This is a genomic window from Agrobacterium rubi TR3 = NBRC 13261 (assembly GCF_000739935.1).
Lineage (GTDB): Bacteria > Pseudomonadota > Alphaproteobacteria > Rhizobiales > Rhizobiaceae > Agrobacterium > Agrobacterium rubi.
Map to the genome: position 1 here is coordinate 79,530 of NZ_BBJU01000019.1, position 19,742 is coordinate 99,271.

Annotated in this window: 22 protein-coding genes and 1 riboswitch; of the genes, 9 read left to right on the forward strand and 13 right to left on the reverse strand. The window is 58.0% G+C overall.

Features of this window, described 5'->3' with window-relative positions; genetic code table 11:
* The first annotated feature begins 173 nt into the window (after window positions 1-173).
* The 5 genes from RRU01S_RS15685 (at window position 174) to RRU01S_RS15705 (ending at window position 6,993) form a co-directional block, all read left to right on the forward strand.
* Entirely contained in the window at window positions 174-2,273 is a 2,100-nt protein-coding gene (locus tag RRU01S_RS15685) for a S9 family peptidase (protein WP_045231231.1), read from the forward strand.
* A 948-nt stretch (window positions 2,274-3,221) separates the two neighbouring features.
* Window positions 3,222-4,235, forward strand: coding sequence for an ABC transporter substrate-binding protein (locus RRU01S_RS15690; protein ID WP_045231232.1), 1,014 nt, complete (start codon window positions 3,222-3,224; stop codon window positions 4,233-4,235).
* Window positions 4,236-4,496: 261 nt separating this feature from the next.
* Window positions 4,497-5,405, forward strand: coding sequence for an ABC transporter permease (locus RRU01S_RS15695; protein WP_045231233.1), 909 nt, complete (start codon window positions 4,497-4,499; stop codon window positions 5,403-5,405).
* Window positions 5,398-6,492: a quaternary amine ABC transporter ATP-binding protein gene (locus RRU01S_RS15700; RefSeq protein ID WP_045231234.1), complete on the forward strand. Its 1,095-nt coding sequence runs from the start codon at window positions 5,398-5,400 to the stop codon at window positions 6,490-6,492. The genes RRU01S_RS15695 and RRU01S_RS15700 overlap by 8 nt, the downstream gene beginning before the upstream one ends.
* Window positions 6,493-6,711: 219 nt before the next feature.
* Entirely contained in the window at window positions 6,712-6,993 is a 282-nt protein-coding gene (locus tag RRU01S_RS15705) for a hypothetical protein (RefSeq protein ID WP_045231235.1), read from the forward strand.
* A gap of 135 nt (window positions 6,994-7,128) precedes the next feature.
* On the opposite strand, the gene dmeF is transcribed toward RRU01S_RS15705, so the two are convergent.
* A complete protein-coding gene (dmeF, locus tag RRU01S_RS15710; protein ID WP_081880096.1) occupies window positions 7,129-8,142 on the reverse strand; it encodes a CDF family Co(II)/Ni(II) efflux transporter DmeF in 1,014 nt (337 codons plus the stop codon).
* A gap of 9 nt (window positions 8,143-8,151) precedes the next feature.
* On the reverse strand, window positions 8,152-8,424 hold the full coding sequence (gene dmeR, locus RRU01S_RS15715; protein WP_045231236.1) for a Ni(II)/Co(II)-sensing transcriptional repressor DmeR: 273 nt from the start codon (window positions 8,422-8,424) through the stop codon (window positions 8,152-8,154).
* 133 nt (window positions 8,425-8,557) lie between these two features.
* Between dmeR and RRU01S_RS15720 the strand changes: the two genes are divergently transcribed.
* Entirely contained in the window at window positions 8,558-8,971 is a 414-nt protein-coding gene (locus tag RRU01S_RS15720) for a MerR family transcriptional regulator (RefSeq protein WP_045231237.1), read from the forward strand.
* 138 nt (window positions 8,972-9,109) lie between these two features.
* Here RRU01S_RS15720 and RRU01S_RS15725 read toward each other — a convergent pair whose 3' ends face one another.
* A complete protein-coding gene (locus RRU01S_RS15725) occupies window positions 9,110-10,099 on the reverse strand; it encodes a glycerophosphodiester phosphodiesterase family protein (RefSeq protein ID WP_045231238.1) in 990 nt (329 codons plus the stop codon).
* A 366-nt stretch (window positions 10,100-10,465) separates the two neighbouring features.
* On the opposite strand from RRU01S_RS15725, the gene RRU01S_RS15730 reads away from it, so the two are divergent.
* A complete protein-coding gene (locus tag RRU01S_RS15730) occupies window positions 10,466-10,954 on the forward strand; it encodes a GNAT family N-acetyltransferase (RefSeq protein ID WP_045231239.1) in 489 nt (162 codons plus the stop codon).
* Window positions 10,955-11,016: 62 nt separating this feature from the next.
* Here RRU01S_RS15730 and RRU01S_RS15735 read toward each other — a convergent pair whose 3' ends face one another.
* From RRU01S_RS15735 to RRU01S_RS15765, 7 genes are all read right to left on the reverse strand, one after another.
* Window positions 11,017-11,331 carry a hypothetical protein gene (locus RRU01S_RS15735; RefSeq protein WP_045231240.1) on the reverse strand — a complete coding sequence of 105 codons (315 nt, stop codon included), beginning with the start codon at window positions 11,329-11,331 and terminating at the stop codon, window positions 11,017-11,019.
* 1 nt (window position 11,332) lies between these two features.
* The gene (locus RRU01S_RS15740) at window positions 11,333-12,046 is read right to left on the reverse strand and encodes a CbtA family protein (protein WP_045231241.1); all 714 of its coding nucleotides are present in this window, start codon (window positions 12,044-12,046) and stop codon (window positions 11,333-11,335) included.
* A 13-nt stretch (window positions 12,047-12,059) separates the two neighbouring features.
* Complete coding sequence (locus RRU01S_RS15745) at window positions 12,060-12,242, reverse strand: CbtB domain-containing protein (protein ID WP_045231285.1); 183 nt, start codon at window positions 12,240-12,242, stop codon at window positions 12,060-12,062.
* Window positions 12,243-12,393: 151 nt separating this feature from the next.
* Window positions 12,394-12,652, reverse strand: a riboswitch (cobalamin riboswitch).
* Window positions 12,653-12,680: 28 nt separating this feature from the next.
* The gene (locus RRU01S_RS15750; RefSeq protein ID WP_045231242.1) at window positions 12,681-13,598 is read right to left on the reverse strand and encodes a cytochrome c; all 918 of its coding nucleotides are present in this window, start codon (window positions 13,596-13,598) and stop codon (window positions 12,681-12,683) included.
* 69 nt (window positions 13,599-13,667) lie between these two features.
* Window positions 13,668-14,099, reverse strand: coding sequence for a c-type cytochrome (locus tag RRU01S_RS15755; protein WP_045231243.1), 432 nt, complete (start codon window positions 14,097-14,099; stop codon window positions 13,668-13,670).
* Window positions 14,100-14,300: 201 nt separating this feature from the next.
* Window positions 14,301-15,188, reverse strand: a complete 888-nt coding sequence (locus tag RRU01S_RS15760; protein WP_045231286.1) for a metallophosphoesterase — start codon at window positions 15,186-15,188, stop codon at window positions 14,301-14,303.
* Between the two features lie 96 nt (window positions 15,189-15,284).
* Window positions 15,285-15,887, reverse strand: coding sequence for a superoxide dismutase (locus RRU01S_RS15765; protein WP_045231244.1), 603 nt, complete (start codon window positions 15,885-15,887; stop codon window positions 15,285-15,287).
* A gap of 222 nt (window positions 15,888-16,109) precedes the next feature.
* Between RRU01S_RS15765 and RRU01S_RS15770 the strand changes: the two genes are divergently transcribed.
* Window positions 16,110-16,442, forward strand: a complete 333-nt coding sequence (locus RRU01S_RS15770; protein ID WP_045231245.1) for a hypothetical protein — start codon at window positions 16,110-16,112, stop codon at window positions 16,440-16,442.
* Window positions 16,443-16,452: 10 nt separating this feature from the next.
* On the opposite strand, the gene RRU01S_RS15775 is transcribed toward RRU01S_RS15770, so the two are convergent.
* Both RRU01S_RS15775 and RRU01S_RS15780 read right to left on the reverse strand, forming a co-directional pair.
* Entirely contained in the window at window positions 16,453-17,031 is a 579-nt protein-coding gene (locus RRU01S_RS15775; RefSeq protein WP_045231246.1) for a GNAT family N-acetyltransferase, read from the reverse strand.
* 34 nt (window positions 17,032-17,065) lie between these two features.
* Entirely contained in the window at window positions 17,066-17,674 is a 609-nt protein-coding gene (locus tag RRU01S_RS15780) for a LysE/ArgO family amino acid transporter (RefSeq protein WP_045231247.1), read from the reverse strand.
* Between the two features lie 90 nt (window positions 17,675-17,764).
* Between RRU01S_RS15780 and RRU01S_RS15785 the strand changes: the two genes are divergently transcribed.
* Window positions 17,765-18,667 (forward strand): LysR family transcriptional regulator ArgP, encoded by a 903-nt coding sequence (locus tag RRU01S_RS15785; RefSeq protein ID WP_045231248.1) that lies wholly within the window; start codon window positions 17,765-17,767, stop codon window positions 18,665-18,667.
* 26 nt (window positions 18,668-18,693) lie between these two features.
* Here the strand turns inward: RRU01S_RS15785 and RRU01S_RS15790 are convergent, their stop codons facing one another.
* Window positions 18,694-19,581, reverse strand: a complete 888-nt coding sequence (locus RRU01S_RS15790) for a branched-chain amino acid aminotransferase (RefSeq protein WP_045231249.1) — start codon at window positions 19,579-19,581, stop codon at window positions 18,694-18,696.
* Window positions 19,582-19,742: the final 161 nt, after the last annotated feature.

Here is a 19,742-nt window from a genome sequence, read left to right on the forward strand (position 1 = left end):
GCATCGACATGGATGTGTCAGATTTGCGATCTAGTATGAAATTGTGATGGAAAGCTGACAGAATTGTGCCCGTGTCCGGTTTCACCACGACAAGATTTCGACCTTGATCCACCTGCGGTGGCACTCTACATCTTTGGCTACGCAGACTGATTTCCCATGAAAGCGAGTTTCCCTTGTCCATTTTCAAGAACCTGCCCGCAACGCCCGCTGCAGCGAAAAAGCCGACCACCGATACGCATCACGGCATAACGCGCACGGATGATTATGCTTGGTTTCGCGCCGACAACTGGCAGGCCATGTTCAAGGACCCGACGCTGCTGGACCCGGCCATCCGCACCCATCTGGAGGCGGAAAACGCCTATATGGAAGCGGCCATGGCCGATACCAAGCCGCTTCAGGAAAAGCTGTTTGAGGAGATGAAAGGCCGCATCAAGCAGGATGATTCATCCGTGCCGGTGAATGACGGTCCCTATGCCTATGGCACGCTGTTCGTGACCGGTGGCGAGCAGCCGCATTATTTCCGCACGCCGCGCGGCGGTGGCGAAAAGCACGTCTTGTTGAACGGCGACAAGGAAGCCGAAGGCAAGGATTATTTCCGCCTCGCCGGTCTCGATCAAACGAGCGATCACAGTCGCGGCATCTGGGGTTATGACGACAAGGGTTCGGAATATTACACGCTGCGTATTCGCGAATTGGAAAGCGGCGAAGACTTGGCCGACGTGATCGAAAACACTGCGGGTGGTGGCGCATGGGCACCGGATGGCAAGAGCTTTTTCTATTCGCTTCAGGACGAAAACCACCGTCCGTCCAAGGTCTTCCACCACATTATCGGTGAGCCGCAATCTTCCGACCGGCTGGTTTATGAGGAAAAAGACCCCGGCTTCTTCATGGGCGTGGGCGCTTCCGTGCTGGATGATTTCATATTCATCGATATTCACGACCACGAGACCAGCGAATACCGCCTTCTCTCCACCAAGGATTTGACAGCCGAGCCGCAGATCGTGGCGGAGCGTGAGGAAGGCATCGAATATTCGCTGTGCGAGGGCGGTGATGTCTTCTACATTCTGACCAATGACGGCGACGCCAAGGATTTCCGCATCTGCCAGACGCCGGTGACGGCTCCGGGCAAGGAGAACTGGACCGAGGTCGTGCCGCACGAGCCGGGCCGCCTCATTCTCGATATCGACGCCTATGCCCGCCACCTGATCTGGCTGGAGCGCCGCGATGGCCTGCCGCGCATCGTCATCCGCGACCGTGTGAGCGGGCAAGAGCACAGCGTTGCATTTGATGAGGAAGCCTATTCGCTGGGCCTGCATGGCGCTGCCGAATACGACACCAACGTTATCCGCTTCAGCTACTCTTCCATGACGACGCCGAGCCAGCTGTTCGATTACGACATGGTGACGCGTGAGCGCACGCTTCTCAAAACCCAGGAAGTGCCATCAGGCCATAACCCTGATGATTATGTAACCCGCCGCATCATGGCGACATCACATGATGGCGCGCAGGTGCCGGTGTCGCTGCTCTACCGCAAGGACACGCCGCTGGATGGTTCGGCCCCTTGCCTGCTCTATGGTTACGGCGCTTACGGCATTTCCATTCCTGCGTCCTTCAGCACCAACAACCTGTCGCTAGCCGATCGCGGCTTTGTCTATGCCGTGGCCCATATTCGCGGCGGCAAGGACAAGGGTTTCGAATGGTACGAAACCGGCAAGATGGAGCACAAGCAGAACACGTTCAAAGACTTCATCGCCGCTGCCGACCATCTGGTGAAGGACGGCTTTACCTCCTATTCCGGCATCATTGCCGAGGGCGGTTCCGCTGGTGGCATGCTGATGGGTGCTGTTGCCAATATGGCACCGGAGAAATTCGCTGGTATCATCGCTGCCGTTCCCTTTGTCGACGTACTGACCACCATGCTGGACGACACTCTGCCTCTGACACCGCCGGAATGGCCGGAATGGGGCAATCCGCTGGAATCGGAAGAGGAATATCAGTGGATCGCCGCCTACTCGCCTTATGACAATGTCGGTGCGAAACCCTATCCGCCGCTTCTGGCCATTTCCGGCCTGACCGACCCGCGCGTGACCTATTGGGAACCGACCAAGTGGGTGGCAAAGCTGCGCGAGCACACCACGGGTGAAGCGCCCATTCTGCTGAAGACAAATATGGCGGCGGGGCATGGCGGCAAGTCCGGGCGGTTCCAGCGGTTGGAAGAGATTGCTTTTGAGTATGCGTTTGCGTTGAAGGTGGCGGGTAAGGCTGCGGTTTGAAGTTTTGTGCATACGACCGGGTTGCGTGACGAAGCGCCGATAGAGGTAATAGGCTGGCCTTAAGGTTCGTGCCAGCACCTCGCTCCCCTCATTCCTGTGCTTGTCACAGGAATCCAGTCGCCGCGCGTCTGCGCGGCGGGCAGAGTCTTTTCAGCGCAACGACTTGGGCTGGCTGGATTCCTGTGACAAGCACAGGAATGAGGGGAGTGTGGATGTACGCTTCTAGACAAAGCTGCATTGTCAGTCGTGCGGCGGGGAGACGGTGGCCGGAGTGGTTAAATGTGAGGTTCCATTGACGCCCGAACCCACGCGGATCGTCATGTTCGGGCCTGTCCCGAACATCTAACCACGTCGCATCCGCAGAAGCGTGATTGGATCCTCGGAACAAGCCCGAGGATGACGAACTCGGGATTTCCTGGAGAAAAATACCTCCTAAAATGACTTATGTGAGATTTTTTTCCACAAAAAATCAAATCATCAGGTTATTTGAATGTATCTCCAAAATTAATTGCATTTTAATTTTTCAAGAAATTTAAATCTACGTTTTATCAGTATAATATAGCCGTCAATAAGTATTGCCCATCCTCAAAAATGGTTCCTCAGCAATGCGCATGGCTGCAATGCGGCATTTTGCGTTGCAATATCATCTTCTCGCCGTATTATAAAACCCGTTGACATATTTACGCGCTTTTTCGCCGCTGTGACTGCGGCTTTTTTCGTCGCTGTCGAGCGACTTTTCTTTGACGGGTTTGCGCTCGTCTTTCCGCGCATGTCATTTCGTCCTGGGGCTTTCGCTGGCGCATGCCGGCGGAATTCACGCTCCATGGCTTTAGCTCTGCGTTCTGGCAACCGATATCGTTGATGTCGCGCCGGCGCTTTGGCAGGCCGGGCTTTGCAGTGCCCCGGTATGCCTCACATAAACACTGCATTAGACTTGGGGGTCTTACAATGAAGAAACTCCTCGCCTCGACCATTCTTGTCACGGGCTTCACCCTTGCCGCCGCCGCTGGCGCAAGCACCGCCAACGCCGCTGAGACCTGCGGCAATATCTCCATCGCCGAAATGAACTGGGCATCCGCGGGCGTCGCGGCTTATGTCGATAAGTTCATCATGGAAAACGGTTATGACTGCACGGTCGATATTGTGACTGGCGACACCACGCCGACCTTCACCTCCATGAACGAAAAAGGCCAGCCGGACATGGCGCCTGAAATGTGGGTGAACACGCTGGGCGCGCCTTACGAAGAGGCCATCAAGTCCGGCAATCTCATTCAGGACGTCAAGATTCTGAGCGATGGCGGCATCGAGGGATGGTGGATTCCAAAATATCTGGCTGATGCACATCCCGACATCAAGACGGTTGAAGATGCGTTGAAGCATCCTGAACTGTTCCCCGCCCCGGAAGATGCCAGCAAGGGTGCCGTGTTCGGTTGCCCGCCCGGCTGGGGTTGCCAGCCAACGACGGCCAATCTGTTCAAGGCGCGCAAGGCGGAAGACAAGGGCTTTACCCTCGTCGATACCGGCTCGGCTGCGGGTCTCGATGGCTCCATCTCCAACGCTTACGAAAAGAAGCAGGGTTGGCTCGGTTACTACTGGGCACCAACGGCGATCATGGGCAAATACGACATGGTCAAGCTGGATGACGGCGTCGAACTCGACCGCGAAGCCTATGACAATTGCATCGCCAAGGCCGATTGCGCCGACCCCAAGCCGAACGCCTATCCCATCGCGGACGTCTTTACCGTCGTGACCAAGGAGTTCGCCGAAAAGGCTGGCCCTTCAGGCGAATACGTCAAGAAGCGCCAGTGGGATAACGAAACCCTGGCAAAGATTCTGGCCTGGATGGATGAAAACCAGGGCACCAATGAAGACGGTGCGGCGTACTTCCTCGAGAACCATGAGGACATCTGGACGAAGTGGGTTTCGCCTGAAGTGGCGGAGAAGATCAAGGCTTCGATTTGATGTGAGTGTGGGGCGGCCATGATCCTTAGTGGTCTTGGCTCACCCCCCTCTGCCCTGCCGGGCATCTCCCCCACAGGTGGGGAGATCAGCAGGGCGCGCCGACATCGCTCCACTCTCGAAGTTTGAGGTGACCGAGAGGTCTTCCCGAGTCGATCTCCCTCCTTGAGGGGGAGATGTCCGGCAGGACAGAGGGGGGTATGCCGCAAACTCCGCATCAACCGGTAAGCACCGTCCCAAAAATCAACAAGGGAAAAAACAATAATGGCCCTCTGTAATCTTCTGCCGGATATGCTGTGCAAGTTTCCGGCCATTGGCAACAGCACCATGCGCGTGGCGCGCAAGTCTATCGATGACGGCTTCCGTGATATCGTTCACAGCTACGGCGATGTCATCGATACGGTCATGCACCCGCTGCAGCTGTTTTTGAATGCATCCGAACGCTTTTTCACGCAGACGCCGTGGATCATCATCTTTCTCGGCCTGCTGGCCATGGTGCATCTGGCCGGGCGCAGCTTCCGCATTACGCTTGGCACTGCCGTTTCGCTGTGTCTGATCGGCGCAGTCGGCCTGTGGCGCGATGCCATGACGACGCTGTCGATCGTGGCGATTGCGACGCTGATCGCCGTTGCCATCGGCCTGCCGCTGGGCATTCTCATGGCGCGGTCCGAGCGTCTCCAGCGTTTCATCAATCCGGGTCTGGATGTGATGCAGACGATGCCGAGCTTCGTGTATCTCATCCCCGTCGTCGTCATCTTCGGCATCGGCAAGGTGCCGGGCCTGATTGCCGTCGTCATCTACGCGATACCGCCGATGATCCGGCTGACCAATCTGGGCATTCGCATGGTGGACCGGGAAACGCTTGAGGCGGCAGACGCTTTCGGCTCGTCCAACACCCAGAAGCTGTTCAATGTGCAGCTGCCATTGGCGCTGCCCACCATCATGACCGGCATCAACCAGACCATCATGATGTCGTTGGCCATGGTCGTGGTCGCCTCCATGGTCGGTGTCGGCGGTCTGGGCAAGAACGTGCTTCAGGCCATCAACAACCAGTTCTTCACAATCGGCTTTCTGAACGGCTTTGCGCTGGTGGCCATCGCCATCATGTTCGACCGTGCCAGCCAGGCCTTCGGCAAGCGTTTGCAGAAATATCGCGAGGTGCAACATGGCTAAGGACATTGAAATCCGCCGACTTTACAAGATCTTCGGCAAGCACCCTGAGAGACATCTCGAAGCCGTTAAAAACGGCTTGAGCAAGACCGAGCTGAACGACAAGCACAACCACGTTCTCGGTCTCAACAACATCAACATCACCATGCCCGGCGGCAAGATCACCGTGGTCATGGGCCTCTCGGGCTCCGGCAAGTCGACGCTGATCCGCCACATCAACCGGCTGATCGAGCCGAGTGCGGGCGAAGTGCTGTATGGCGGTGAGGACGTCTGCTCGATGGGCACGTCCGCCCTTCGCGATTTCCGTCGGCACAAGACAGCGATGGTGTTCCAGAAATTCGGTCTTCTGCCGCATCGCACGGTTCTCGAAAACAGCGTCTATGGTCTCGATATTCAGGGCGTGTCCCGCAAGGACAGCCTAGAAAAAGGCCGCTACTGGCTGAACCGCGTGGGCCTCGATGGTTACGAGGACAATTACCCGAACCAGCTTTCCGGCGGCATGCAGCAGCGCGTGGGCCTTGCCCGGGCACTGACCAACGATGCCGACATTCTGTTGATGGATGAGGCCTATTCGGCGCTCGACCCGCTGATCCGTGTGGACATGCAGACCATGCTGCTCGACCTTCAGCAGGAGCTGAAGAAGACCGTCGTCTTCATTACTCACGATCTGGACGAGGCGCTGCGTCTCGGCGATCACATCGCGATCCTGAAAGACGGCGAGATGGTGCAGCAGGGCGATGGCCAGAGCATCATCCAGCATCCGGCCAATGAATATGTCAGCGACTTCGTGCGCGACGTGAACCGTGGCCGCGTGTTGCAGGCAACCACTGTGATGGAACCGGCCACGACCGCGCTGGAAAACCTGTCGGTTCTGGAAACCGACACGCTGGAAAACATCGCCCGCGATATGACCGACGCCAACGAGACAACTGCACAGGTGGTGGATGAAGACGGCAAGACGGTCGGCAGCATCGGCATCGAAACGCTGATGGCGGCCATGGTGACCCCTGCCACGCAGGATGATGAAGCGCCTGCCGAAGATGTGCCGCCGCCCGCAGTGGCGACGGAGGCGGAAAAGCGCATCGCGTGATTCCCGTTGCTCTTCGTGACTCACGTCGCGGAGGGCAGTTCACGCTAAGGGAATCGGTGAAATTGAGCCTTTTCCCATATTGCAAGCCCCTAAAATGCAAAAACGAAGCACTACTTTTACCGCTGTCAAGCGCTGAAAGCACTAGGAAACCGGGTGACGCAAGCCTCGCGCAAGCTTCGGCCGTTAATACTTCGTTAATCAGGCAGAAAGAGGCTTGCTATGAATATCGATAACAATATCGGCGGATCGGCGCACCATGCCCGTTCGCAGCACATTGAAAAGCGATCGACTGAGACCGTTGCACCAGAACAGCAGCAGACAACACTCAGCGGCAGCAAGATATCCTTCGTCAACGCGCTGGAAGCGACATCGCTTGCCAACGTTCTGTGGACCGTGAACAACGAGGCCGCAGCCAATGACGCGGCGTCGCAGGGCAGTGCCACGCAGCCGATGTCGCAGGTCGAATCCCTGTGGCTTCGCCAAGCCTACACAGAACATTGACATCCCATCACGCCTTGAGCGAGGCGTGATCAACAGACAGTTTTATCGTTAAGATCACATTAACGAGCTGGTTGAAGCCGCGATATGACGGCTTATTTTTCGAGGCAGGATGATGTGGTCGTGCTCCTGCTCTGATCAGGCCCCATGGGCGGCGTTGATTTCCACTGTGATGTGCGACAGTTCCGTGATCGCTTCCAGCTTTTCTCGATAAAAGGACGGCGCTTGCGGTGATGGCGACTTGATCGACACGATGGCCGCGTGATGCCCCGGCCCCACCTGCCAGACATGCAGATCGGTGATCTTTTCTTCCGGCGTTTCCAGCCTGCTGCGAATTTGCGACGACAGGCCTTGCGCTTGGGGAACCGCGTCTACCAGAACCGCGCCCGTCGAGCGCAACAAGCCCCACGACCAGCGCGCGATGACAATGCCGCCGACGATGCCCATGGCCGGATCGAGGAAAGTCCAGCCGTTCCATTTGCCCAACAGCAGCGCGACGATGGCGAGAACCGATGTCAGCGCATCGGCCAGCACATGCAGATAGGCGGAACGCAGGTTGTTATCCTTGCTCCCATGGTGATCATGGTGCGCGTGATCGCCATGGTGGGCATGACTGCCATGGTCGTGGCCATGGTCATGATCGTGGTGATGGTGGTGATGGTGGTCATCCTTCAGCAACCAAGCGCTGACGATGTTGACGACGAGGCCGATGGCGGCAACCGCAATCGCCTGGTTGAAATCGATCTCCACCGGCGCAAAAAACCGCAACAGGCTTTCCCAGGCAATCATGATAGCGGCAACGCCCAGCACGACGGCGCTGGCGAAGCCGGCGAGATCCCCGAACTTGCCGGTGCCGAAGGTGAAGCGGGCATTCTTGATCTGGCGACGGGCATAGAGATAGGCGAGCGCCGAAATCAGCATCGCGCCCGCATGGGTTGCCATATGCCAGCCATCCGCCGTCAGCGCCATGGAGCCGAACCAGCTACCGGCGGCAATTTCCGCGACCATCATCGCCGTCGTCAGGCCGATGACGGCCCAGACGCGGCGCTCATTGCGCTCGTGGTTATCACCGAGAAAGACATGGCTATGCGTGCCGTGGGGATGGGGATGGGGATGGGGATGCAGGTGTAAATGGTCAGTCGCTGCCGTCATGGCACACCTCTATCGAATGTAGGTTTTCAGAACCTGCGCCAGTTCTTCCGTGGCACGGGCACGCTCTTCGTCATTTTCGGCATGCAGAACATGTTCATGCAGATGGTCCTGCATCACCTCACCCGTCAGCCCGGACAGCGCGCCGCGCACGGACGCCAGCAATTGCAGCACCTCCCCGCACGGCTTGCCACCTTCCAACGCCCGCTCCACTGCTTCCATCTGGCCTTTGAGGCGACGGATGCGGGCAAGCAGCTTGTCCTTGTTCTGGGAAGTATGTGACATTGGTTTCTTTCAAAATAGTATAGGGGGGTATATTATAAGGAAGTAATGCGGTGCGCAAGGTGCTGCCTCCACGTCTTGTCACCATGGCACCAAAGATCTATATCTCCAGAAGCTATAGCTATGAGGAATGGGTATGTACTCCATCGGTGATCTGTCTCGAAATACCGGCGTCAAGGTGCCGACCATTCGCTATTACGAGCAGATGGGCCTGCTGCGGGCAGCCGAACGGTCCGAGGGCAACCAACGACGCTACGAAAAATCCGATCTCGAGCGCCTCGCCTTCGTGCGCCACGCCCGCGACCTCGGCCTCAATCTCGATGCGATCAAAGAACTGATCGCGCTCAGCCAGCACCGCGAAATGCCCTGCACCGACGCCGACCGCATCGCCGCCGACCACCTGACGACCGTCCGCGAAAAGATCGCCAAGCTGAAGAAGCTGGAGCACGAGCTGGAACGCATTGTCTCCCATTGCGACGGGCATTCTATCGAGGATTGTTATGTTATCCGCGCGCTGTCGAACCATGCTTTGTGTGAGCACGAGCATTGATGTGGTGTCTAGTGTTTTTGAAACTCAGTATCTTGTGCCACTCTGGAAGAGATCAATGACGATGAACCGGAACGTCAAGGCAATTCAAATCGGATGGCGGCCTTGAGCGCTTTTGGCATATCAATTCCGTGATGCCCGCTACTTGCGCCCCATGACCGGCGCAAGTAGCTCCAACTCGTTGGTCATAATGCCGCCGGACCAATCAGCCGGAAGCGACTTGAGTTCCTCGACGGTGTCGACACCGTTAGAATAGTTTCCACCGTAGTAAGGTCCGATGACAAATACCTCGCTACCAGCGCCGCGAAACCGACTTAACAAGCGATAAGGCCATCCCCACATTTTGGGAGCTAAATTAATAGGCAGGTAGACAACACCATTGGCGCAGGAAGCAGGAACTATACCTGACCAACCCCAGCGTGAGTAGTCCTTCAGGCAGGACATGGCAGAGACCCGCGTTGTTGTCTTTATGTTCGGCATCAACTGCTTGAGAACGGCACTAGGCCGCTCGCCGCCATAAACAAACAGCTTGTCCGTTACGCTTACCGGAAATGTCTTAAGATAGGCCGCCAGAAGCTCTCCCTCTTTCGGAGAATTGCTCTTTATATTTATCAGAAATCCCTTCCCCGGAAACGTGTCGAGTACCTCACGAAGCGTCGGCATCATGCCGATCCCCTTGCCACGAAAGGGAAAGGTCTTGCCGCCGTCAGACGTGTAACCATAACCAACATCGAGTTTGCGAAGCTCCGCCATCGAATGTTCGCGCGTCACTCCGTGGCCGTCCGTGCGGCAATCCAGCGTCCAGTCATGAAACACTGCAAACTCGCCGTCGTTGGTGGGGTGAATATCAAACTCCACCGCATCGGCACCTGCTTCAAAGCTCGCCTTCATAGAAGACAGAGTATTTTCAATGAAAACATCGCCGGACGGCAGCATGCGCGTGGCGGTGCAGGTGTCGGCCGTGACCCCGGTCATATCATATCGCGGCGCAATTCCACGATGCGCGAGAAGAGTCGCCTGGCCGGTGGGTCGTGCCGCGAGGAGATTTGTATTGAGAAGGAATAAAATAGCCAAAACTACTGCGGCCAAAACGAAAAGAAAAATTGAAATTTTCCTAAATCCCTTTGCCATAATATTATCCCCTCGAAAATTTCAGAGATTCTGCCCAATGATGACGAATTTTGGGCAGCAGTCTTTCTTATGTCTGGTGTTATCGCAGAGGCCGAAACATATCTCGTCGTTGACGTCGATAATGGCCAACTGTCTGCGACAGAAAGATGGTAAGGAATACTCGCAACCCAAACGCCCTTGACAGCCTCCAAATTCCAGCGCATCACTCACGCCATGATCAACGCACGCGCACCCATTTCCTGCACGTATTTTTGGGCCTTCCTTTAAGGGCGGCTCGACAGATCAGTTTGTCAACAAGCCGCCGTCAGGCGGCTTTGTTGTTTTCAAACGTCCTGACGGCACAAACAGAACCCGAGGGACGAGACGATGACCGAAGACAGCCTTCTGACCCTGCCCAGACCGACGGTCGTGACCATTCGTGGTGCGCGCAAGGCCGATCTGCCTGAGCTCAACGAAATGATCACACTGCTGGCCGCCCACCATGGTGATGCGGCGGCGATTACGGCTGAAAAGCTGGAGCGCGATCTGTTTGGACAGGTGCCGTGGATCACGGCGATGGTGGCCGAGGCCGAGGGTGATCTCATCGGTTATGCCATTCTCGTGCCGCTCTACCGGGCGCAGGAAGGCCGTCGCGGCATGGAGTTGCACCATCTGTTTGTGCGCGATGGACATCGCGGCCACGGCACCGGCCAGCATCTGGTGGGCCGCGCGCGCGATGTCGCCAAGCGCTGCGGATGCGACTTCCTGTCGGTGGGTGCCGCTACCGGTAATTTCGCTGCCCACAAATTCTACGAAAACATGGATTTCGTGCCGCGCCCGGTCACCGGCATGCGCTTCATGCAGGCATTGGCATAGAGTGGCATACATGCGGGGATTGATTTCGCGGTTTCAGGTGTTTTCAGCTGAATATCGCGAGGTTAGTTCTGGTCGAGAATACGACAAGCGCGAGCTACGCCCTCAGCGGGATTGAACGCCATTGCGCGTCTGACATCGCGGCTGTTGATGTGCAGGCTGCGGTCGAAGGGCAGCGCAAGACGGGCGATCTTGGCGGTGGCGGCGGTGAAGAATGCCTCGCTGTTTTCGGCAAAGAATGCGAGGCAGGCCTCCCTGCCGGGTTCTTCTGCCAGAAGCGCCTTGAAGGCCAGGCGATGCATGGCGCAAGTTGCGCCATGACCGGGGATGGAAAAACGCAGGGCGTCGAGCTCGTCACTCCATTCCGCTGCGTTTTCCATCTTATCGGGCAACGTCGAAACGCTTGAGGAACAGGCCGCTCAGCGAGCCGAGGATAAGCCAGAACACGAAGCTGGTTACCGTTGCCAGCACCATGAAGCGGCGCTCCAGCGGCAGCGGGGCCAGCGCATGTTCACCCTCTGGCGGCAGTGGCGCGCCGACGATGTGCGGTGCGACGATGAGCACCACAGCAAGAATAATGGCCCATGGTTCGTTGCGTTTGAAGGCAAGCAGCGCAATGCCGCCAGACGTTGCCGCAACGGTTGCAACCCACCAGATTTGCCGTGCTTCGAGAGCAGCAGCGGGGCTGCCCGGCAATTCCGGTGGCAGGCCGATCATGGGTGCCAGCATGACGGCGGCAAAACCGGCAAGGCCCCAGAACAGGCCTTCACGCCAGCCGCCCTGGGTGCTGCGCAGCGAGATGAGTGCCGTCAGCACCAGCGCGTAACCGATAGCCGTCAATACGTTGGCGGCAAGGGTATAGGCGTTGCGCTCGAAGCCATCGGCGGGTGCCCATGCCTCGGTATCGTGGTGATGGTCGGCAGGTGTTGCCGCATCGTGGGCGTGAGCGGGGGCCGCTTCGCCACCCGCGTTCTCAAACGTTTCCGCCTGGAGAATGAGGGGCGTGGTGCCGATGGCCTGAAGTGCGCTGACGGCGAGGCCGGCAATCAGCCCCACCAGAACAGCGGTAAAGACGATGTTACGGAAAAACGGCATTGATACTCTCCCTTCAATGGCAAGGGAAAGCGTTGGCATGACGCGTGTCATGCGCCGCATTGTGCACGGCTTCGACATGCGAAAAACCGACAAAGCCGACGATGAACAGGCCGATTGCGGCTGCCGTCAACGATTGCGCGATTTTCGATGTTCTGGATGAAACGGCTGAGGACGCCGTATTCTGCTGGATAGACATGGTGACCCTTTCCTGTGCGGGTGGGCGTATTCTGATCAAACGCCACACGACCGCATTCAACATTTCACCACGGGGAAAAGAGACACAGGGTCCTAAGGCCTGGAATATCAGACCTCGCAACCGTGCTGTTCCGGACACCCCGCCGGTTTGGACGACACTTCACGTGATGGCAGGTCTCCTGGCTTGCGGGTCGTAACCTTGAAAACACCTTCCCAATCCTTTTGTATCCGCATCGTAGTTTACGAAATCGAAGACGATTTCGCGTCGATGCGCCAGATCAGTGGCTTTTCGTTCTCAGGCTATCCGCTCACAGTTGCGGGGGCAGCCACGAATCAAAGCTTTGCGCTTCTATCGTGTTCCCTTTTCACTTTCCGGGCGAACCCGGAAAGACCATCACACATCTGTTATCCGGCGGAAGTTTCGCCGAGTCAATGGCCATCAGGGAGATGGCAGCGCCTTGAGGTAGGCCGCGATCGCATTGCGGTCTTCGGCGGGGATGCGGGCCATGTTCTGCTGCACCTTGACCATGGAGCCGCCAGCGCTGTCGAAATCCGGCGTGAAGCCGGTTTCGAGGTAGTTGGCGATATCGGCTTGCGTCCATGAGCCGATGGTTGCGGATTCGGGACGGATGTCGGGTATCTTGCCCTCGCCTTCCGGGTTCGGTCCGCCTGCCAGCCACTGGCCTTTCAGAAAACCACCCAGCGCATCGCGCGGGGTGTGGCATTCGCCGCAATGGCCGGGGCCTTCCACCAGATATTGCCCGCGCACCACATCCGCGCCCGCATTGGCAAGCTCGACACGCGGTTGGCCCTTGTCGAAGTACAGGAACTTCCAGCCGCCGAGGCTGAGGCGAATGTTGAAGGGAAACGGCAGATCGTGGCCCGGCGCATCATTTGTGCTGGCGGGCAACGTTTTCAGATAGGCGAAGAGATCGTTGATATCCTGCGGCGTCATCCGCGCATAGGACGCATAGGGGAAGGACGGATAGAGATGTTCGCCATCCTTGCCGACACCACGGGTCATGGCATCGCCGAATTGCGCCACCGTCCAGCTGCCGATGCCGTGTTGCGGATCAGGCGAGATGTTGGGCATATGGAAAGTGCCGAAAGGGCTGGGCAGCGCCTGCCCGCCGGAGAGCGTCTTCAGCGCATCACCCGTGGCATCGGGTGCCGCGTGGCAACTGGCGCAACCGCCTGCCCAGAACAGGGTTTCGCCATTGGCAAGGTTCGGTTCGCCTAAATTGGCCCAGTGGCTCGGCGGCTGGCGCTCCGGTGCGGTCACCCACATGAAAATGCCGAATCCGGCCACGCCGGCAACAACAACGCCACCCGCCAGCTTTGCCCAGATGGACGCCATCGCCGTCTCCGTTCTCTGAAAAATCGTCAAAAAAGGCCCGCCAGATGCACGGCGGACCAGAGGTCTGGATTACTTCTTGACGCGGTAGGCCTGATGGCAGCTGCTGCAATCGGCACCCAGCGTTTTCAGGGCAGCACCGACGCTGGCCTGATCGGTCGGCAACTGTGCCAGAACCGTGTCGGCATCCGTGCCGAGCTTTGCGGACTTCGCCTTGAAGTCTGCAAAGTTCTGCCAGATGGCAGGAGATGCGGCGCCACCTTCAGAACCGGCCGGGAACTGGTCGGGGAAAGCCTTGGCGTTGGCGCTGATGGTCGTCACGGCAGTTTTGACGGTGGCCGCATCATAGGGCTTTTCACCCTTGGCGATGGCACCCAGCGCGCCCATGGCACCGCCAATGCCCTTCATCAGGCCTTCGCGTTTTTCCACCTCACCGGCTGCGGAAACCGCACCGGCGCACAGACAGCCTATCATTATGGAAGCGGCAATGGTTCTAAGCTTCATCATCTCTCTCCTGGGTCCGCACGCGAGCGGGGTGTATGCTTCGTGTCGTCACATCATGCTTATCGCAAAACAGCGCCACACTTTTGCGACACCTTCAACGACCGCGTAGAAGATGCCTGCTCGACATGGCAAAAAGAAGTCACATTCCGGTGATTTCCAGAGCGAAATCAGGGATATAAAGTCGCCTTTCGCAGTCTGCTTTTAGCGCTGCGCCGCAGCCGCCAGATGCTGGTCTGCGGATGTTTCAAGCACCAATATGCGGCTGTCTTCACGGCCAAAGCCACGGATATCGATGCGATCTTCATAGAGATCGGCAATCGCGAAGGTGTTTTCGCTGAGCGTATCGACCATGCCCTTGAAGTTGACGAGATGCGTGTGGCCCAACTGAGCATAATTACCTCTGTGATTGTGGCCGCAAAACCAGGCCTTGGCGCATTTATGCGCCATCAGCAGTTCCAGCGTTTCCGCTGCATCCCACATATCGTGGGAGTTTTGCGGGTAGAGCGGGTAATGGCAGAAGATGATCGCCGTCTCGTCCGCCGCATCCGCAGCGGCAAGCGTTTGCCGGAGCCAGTGCGTTTGCTCGCCACTGAATGAGCCATTCCATTCATGGGCGTTGATGGCACCTGCCTCTTTCAGCGCGGCAAGCCGCTGCATGGCCAGTTCGCGACGCGGATCGTCCACGGGTGGCGCAAACAGGCTGACATCGCTGCCATCCAGCACCACGAAACGAAAGCCGCCGATGGCAAAATCATACCAGGGCGACGGCATGTCGAGACGGTCATGGATCGTGCCGAGATGCTCAGGCGCGACCGCAAAGTCATGGTTTCCCGCCAGCAGGATGGAGCGGTGCCTCAGCTTGTCGTAGCAGCTGAGAATCGCATCGAAATTCTCAAAGCCGTGGTCGATGATATCGCCCAATGTGACAACGAAAGCGAGGTCTTGGGCATTGAACACATCGATGGCTTGCGCCAGCTTGCGCGGGCTTTCCGCATAATAACGGTCCATCTCCGGGCGCGCCGGGCTATCGGCATATTGCGGATCGGCAACGATGCCGAAGGAGAAAAGCGGTGCGGATGTGTCTGTCATGATGCTCCGCATAGGACGCGTGAGTGACACGCATATGACAGAACGAAAACACCCGGCACTGAGGCCGGGTGTGTCGTATTGTTCAGACTGCGAAGCTTACTTGGAAGCGGCTTCGTAGCGCTCCAGAACGTAATCCCAGTTGATGAGGTTATCGACGAAGGCTTCGAGGTACTTCGGACGCAGGTTCTTGTAATCGACATAATAGGAGTGTTCCCAAACATCGACGCCGAGGATCGGCTCCGCGCCATGAACCAGCGGGTTTTCGCCGTTTGGCGTCTTGGAAATTTCAAGCTTGCCGTCCTTAACGGACAACCATGCCCAGCCGGAACCGAACTGCGTGGTGCCAGCGGCGATGAAATCCGTCTTGAACTTGTCGTAGCCGCCCAGATCAGACGCGAATGCCTGTTCCAGCTTGCCCGGCAGCTTGTTACCGCCGCCGTCCTTTTTCATCCACTTCCAGAAATGAACGTGGTTGTAATGCTGGGCTGCGTTGTTGAAGAGGCCAGCATGGGTGCCGAAGGACTTCTTGACCACTTCTTCCAGCGAAAGATCCGCAAGACCGGCTTCGGCCGCGAGCTTGTTGCCGTTGTCTACGTAAGCCTTGTGGTGCTTGTCGTGGTGCAGCTCAAGCGTTTCACGCGACATATAAGGCGCCAGCGCATCGTAATCGTAAGGCAGTGCGGGAAGTTCAAAGGCCATGATGTTACTCCTTGTTGCAGCGGCGTTGCCGCTCCTAGAAACCTTGTGCGCGGACCATAGGAGCGGACGTCTCCTGAGGCAACCTGTGAAATATCAAAATGTTCCGGCAAAAGAGAAAATTCCTCTCATGCCCCTCGAAAAACACTTTTCAGCCCAAGGCTGGCGTACCGATTAAGGAAAATCCGTTCGCTTTGCGAGGGATCATAGATCAGGGATATTACCATGAGACGACAGTTTCTGGCGGCATCTTTTGCCAGCCTCATTGCCTTACCCGCCGCTGCATCCTCCGGTGATGCATGGCAGGAATTTGCAGCAGACGTTCAGGCCAAATGCCTCGCTGCGTCGAAAGGCGCGATAACAGACGCGAAGGCCCTGGTTGATCCAACTGGGAGCGAACATTATGGGCTTGCCATTGTAACCGGCAAGGCGAAGGGCACCGATACGACCGTCAGCCACATTTGCGTTTACGACAAGAAGACCAAGGCGGCAGAACTCGGCGGTGAACTTTCCGGCGATACGGTCAAGGTCGAGATGCCAGGCTCTACCACGCCATGATCTTGGCGTTTCAAAACCGCGGCGTCGTGTCCGCCTCGCCGAGCGGACGCTGCATCAGCACGATGTCCAGCCAGCGTCCGTGTTTCCATCCGACGGATTTCAGCGTGCCGACCATCTCGAAACCGGCGGCGCGGTGGACACCGATGGAGGCGGCGTTGTCGGCGTCTCCGACGACTGCGACCATCTGGCGAAAGCCGCGTGTGGTCGCTTCATCGATCAGCGCCAAAAGCAGCGCCTTGCCGATGCCGAGGCCCTTTCGATCGGGATCGACATAGATGGAATCCTCCACCGTCGCGCCATAGGCCGGGCGTGCACGGTGGGCTCCGGCATAGGCATAACCGGCAACCGTCCCCTCGACTTCCGCCACGAGATAGGGAAAGCCGCCCGTAATAAGAGCCTGTCTGCGCTCGATCATCGTGTCCACAGATGGTGGCTCGATCTCGAAACTGGCCGTGCCATGCAGCACCGCGTGGCGATAAATTTCGGTAATGGCGGCAATATCGCTCTCTTCGCAGGGACGGATGGTGACGGCGGATTTGGGCTGGGAATGCATGTCGATGTCCTGAATACGGGTCGCAACACTGTGCATGCTCAGTGCCTGATTTCAAATCGAAATCACCCTCTCAGCCGCCGGTCAACAGTTTGATGGCGATCAGCCACATGGTGAGCGCGATGACGCCTTCGAGCACCCGCCACGCTTGGGGATTGGAAAAGACCGGACGCAGCCAGCGCGCCCCATAACCGAGGCAGAAGAAGAACAGGAAGGATGAGGTGACGGCACCTGCCCAGAAGGCCTTTTCCGAGCCCGAAAACTGGGTGGAGATGGTACCGAGCAAGACAACCGTGTCCAGATAGACATGCGGGTTGAGCCATGTCAGCGCAAGGCAGGTGGCGAGTGTCGAGCCGAGAGACGTGATCGTCCCTGATGCGGCGACAAGCACGTTGGATGCGCCCAGTGCCGATTGCAGGCTTTTTGCGCCATACCAGAACAGAAAGGCCGCACCGGCATAGCGCATGGCGGGCTCCAATGTCGGCAGGACGGCGGCGATCTGGCGAAAGGCCGTCACGCCAACCGTGATCAGGATCGCATCCGACACGGCGCAGGCGAGCACGACAGCAAACACATGCTCGCCCCGCAAACCCTGCCGTAGCACGAAGGCATTTTGCGCGCCTATGGCGACGATCAGCGTCAGACCCATCGTCAAGCCCGTCATATAGGTGGAAAAATCCATCAGCCTGTCCTTGTTTCAGGCTTTGAATAAAAGGACCGCCTGGGTTAATCCAGTTAAGGTTTCTTATGTTGATTAAGGCAGGCTAACTTAATGCTCGATTATGCAGCACTTCGCGCGGTTTCTTTTGTCGTGCAAACCGGCAGTTTCGAAAAGGCGGCACTGGCCCTGCATGTAACACCCTCCGCGATCTCGCAGCGGGTGAAGCAACTGGAAGAGCGGCTCGGGACGGTGCTGATCCTGCGCGGCAATCCGTGCACCGCCACTGAAAAAGGCGAATGGGTCTGCCGTCATATGGAGCATGTGGGCATGCTGGAGACGGAGCTTTTCGGCCAGTTGCCCGCGCTTATCGCACCCGACGAGCCGGGCCAGCGCGTCACACTGCACATTGCCACCAATGCCGACAGTCTTGGCACCTGGTTTTTGAATGCCGTCTCAGGGTTTGCGGCCAACGGGGATTATCTCATGAATATCGCCGTGGACGATCAGGATCATACCGCAGATTGGCTCCAGCGCGGCCGGGTTCTGGCGGCCGTGACCAGTCTGGACAAGCCAGTGCAGGGGTGCCGCGTTACATCGCTCGGGTCCCTGCGTTACCGCGCCACGGCCAGTCCGCAGTTCATGGCCCGACATTTTGCCGGTGGCGTCACGGAGGCGCGGCTTTCACAGGCACCGGCGTTGACCTTCAACCAGAAAGACCGGCTGCAACACGTCTGGGTCTCAAAAGTCTTCGGTGCACCCGTCGTCCACCCCACCCACTGGCTTCCCTCCACGCAGAGTTTTGTGGATGCGGCGTTGCTTGGCATCGGCTGGGGCATGAACCCCGATATCCTGGTGCGCGATCCCCTGGCCGCTGGCCGTCTCGTGGAACTGATGCCGGAGACGCCGCTGGATATTCCGCTGTACTGGCAGGTGAACCGGCTGGCGGCAGAGAGGTTGAAGCCGTTGACGCAGGCGGTGGTGGATATGGCGCGCGGGGTTTTGGTGCAGGGTTGAGAGGTTGGAGCGAGGGGCGGAACCCCTCACTCCGCCTCGACACCGGAACCCGCCGCCCATTCCATATACAAATCCAGTGCCTTGCGCGCGACCGGACCAGCCTGCAATTCCCGGTCATCCAGCTTGGTCACCGGAGAGACCTTGGAATAATTGCCCGAGCAGAAAATCTCGTCCGCCTCGCGGAAATCCTGCACCGACAACGTTGCCTCGCGCACGTCGAAGCCTGCCTGGCGCAACAGGCCCATGACACGGGAACGGGTGATGCCAGCGAGGAAGGTACGGTTTGGGACCGGCGTGAAGACCACGCCGTCCTTGACCATGAAGACGTTGGCCGAGGATGTCTCGGCGACATTGCCGTTCATGTCCAGCATCAGCGCGCCGCTGAACCCGCGCGAACGGGCTTCCACAATGGCGCGGCCACTATTGGGGTAGAGGCTACCGGCCTTGGCGTCGGTCATGGCCGTTTCCGGCGAAGGGCGGCGCAGCGATGAGACGGTGAGCGTGACGGGCGCGCCCGCATCCATCGGCGCTTCGAACAGGCACAGCGCAAAGCGGGTGGAGTCGGGATCGGGTGCCACGACGCTGCCGGGCGCGCCGTGTTCTGCCCAATACATCGGTTTGATGTAGATGGCCGTGTTGCCGTCGAACTTGGTGACGCCTTCAAGCGCCAGTTGCTCGATGTCTTCCGGCGTCATGGTGGGCTTCAGACCCATATTGATGGCAGAGCGGTTGACGCGCTGGCAGTGCAAATCCAGATCCGGTGCCAGGCCGTTGAACGAACGGGCACCATCGAACACGGTGGAGGCCAGCCACATGGCGTGCGATGTCGGCCCGATCAGCGGCGGGTTACCGGGTAGCCACTGACCATCGACATAGGTCCAGGTGGGGGAGCGGGGTGCTGTATCGACGGACATGACATTCTCCTTGTGCGTTGGCCGGGAATGAATGCCTCCTCGCCTTTGACGTCAAGACCAAAATCGGTCCATTCGGGGATTTGATGGAAAGTTACGGAAAACCATTCCCTTGATGGGATTTTATTGCGCAATGCTGCAACGGCATCGATCAACCCATCACG